This window comes from Parafrankia sp. FMc2, from assembly GCF_041008525.1.
Lineage (GTDB): Bacteria > Actinomycetota > Actinomycetes > Frankiales > Frankiaceae > Parafrankia.
In genome coordinates this window covers 1-1,279 of record NZ_JBFLUG010000403.1, presented here as the reverse complement: position 1 = coordinate 1,279, position 1,279 = coordinate 1, and the positions used below count along the sequence as shown (strand labels likewise).

Annotated in this window: 1 protein-coding gene; it reads right to left on the bottom strand. The window is 74.6% G+C overall.

Going from position 1 to position 1,279, the window contains the following annotated elements; translation table 11 throughout:
- Positions 1–1,279: polyketide synthase dehydratase domain-containing protein (locus AB1460_RS37550; RefSeq protein WP_368967329.1), on the bottom strand; the 1,279-nt coding region annotated here is incomplete at both ends.

The window sequence follows — 1,279 nt, the reverse complement described above, 5'->3', positions numbered from 1 at the left end:
TTTAAAAAAAAAAGAAACAAAACACCATCTTCAGTAGATGGTTCTGTGAGGGGTGCAGATGGGTAAAGGAGACAGAGCCCGGACGTCCCGCCCGTGGCGAGGAGCCGCACGCCCTCCCAGGAGAACGGCAGGAAGATCCCCCCGGCCCCGGCCCCGGAGCCCGCGCCTGGCAGCAGGCTGATCGCGTGCAGCGCCGCGTCGAGCAGCGCCGGGTGCAGGACGTGCCCCGGGGTGCCCGTGGCCGCTGCGTCGGCGGTGTACCCGGCCTGCTCGGCCGCCTCGGCAGCCACCTCGGCGACGATGTCGTCGCCGTCCCGCCAGGCGGCCCGCAGGCCCTGGAAGGCCGGGCCGTAGTCGTACCCGGCCTCGGCCAGCCGGTCGTAGTGACCGCTGACGTCGATCGTCTCGGCGCCGGCCGGTGGCCACGGCCCGTGAGCCGGGTGCGCGCCGTCCGCGCCGTCCGCGCCGTCCGCGCCGGCTGGACCGGCGGTGATGACGGTGCCGGTGGCGTGCCGGACCCAGCCCGGGTCCTCGCCGGGTTCCGCCCCGTCCGGTGCCGTGTGGACGGTGAGCGGCCGGCGGCCGGCCTCGTCCTGCCCGCCCAGGGTCACCTGGATCGTCCGTGTGCCCGGGTGGGGGATGGTGACCGGGGCCGCGAGGGTCAGCTCCGCCAGGACGGAGCCACCCGCGTGCGCCGCCGCGTGCAGCGCGAGGTCGACGAGCGCGGCACCGGGCAGCAGGATCGTGCCGGCGATCGCGTGGTCGGCGAGCCACGGCGTCTCGTCGACGGACAGGCGGCCAGTGAAGACACTCGCGCCGGTCTCCGCCACGTCCACCGTTGCCGCCAGCAGCGGGTGCGCGCCCGGGAGCAGCCCGAGGCCGGTGGCGTCCGCGTCCGCGGCCGGCGGCCCGATCCAGAAGCGCCGGCGCTGGAAGGGGTAGGTGGGCAGGTCGACCGGCCGGCCCGTCGCCTCGCCCGGCGGTGGCGTCAACGCCCGCCAGTCGACGGGATGGCCCTCGACATGGATCTCGGCGAGCGCGGTGAGCAGGGCAAGCTGTTCGCCGCGGCCCCGGCGCAGCGCCGAGGCCACCCGGGACCGGCGCTCGGCGCCGTCGAGGATCTCCTCGGTGAGGGTCGCGAGTGTCGCGTCCGGCCCGATCTCCAGGAAGGTGGTGACGCCGAGGGTGTGGAGGGTCTGGATGCCCTGGTGGTAGCGGACGGTGCCGCGTAGGTGTCGGACCCAGTAGTCGGGGGTGGTGATGTCGGTGGGGTTGGCGA